The organism is Allotamlana fucoidanivorans (assembly GCF_006265225.1).
Classification (GTDB): domain Bacteria; phylum Bacteroidota; class Bacteroidia; order Flavobacteriales; family Flavobacteriaceae; genus Allotamlana; species Allotamlana fucoidanivorans.
In genome coordinates, this window is record NZ_VDCS01000128.1 from 1 (window position 1) to 253 (window position 253).

Annotated in this window: 1 protein-coding gene; it reads left to right on the plus strand. The window is 39.5% G+C overall.

Features of this window, described 5'->3' with window-relative positions; all coding sequences use genetic code 11:
* The coding region (locus tag FGF67_RS17180) for an SDR family NAD(P)-dependent oxidoreductase (RefSeq protein ID WP_139698939.1) at positions 1-253 on the plus strand (253 nt) is incomplete at both ends.

Sequence of the window (253 nt, forward strand, 5' to 3'; positions counted from 1 at the left end):
TGTAGCACACTAGCCTCAGCCTTAGCAAAGCAAGGCAACAAAATTGCGCTTTTAGATTTAAATAAGAGTTCAGCCGAAGCAGTTGCAGATAAAATTAATAAATCGGGTGGAGATGCCATTGGTGTTGGGGCTAATGTTTTAGAAAAGGAATCGCTTATTGCAGCAAAGAAAGAAGTTAATGAGGCATTTGGTGGATGTGATATATTAATAAACGGAGCAGGTGGTAATCATCCTTTAGGAACCACAAGCAATC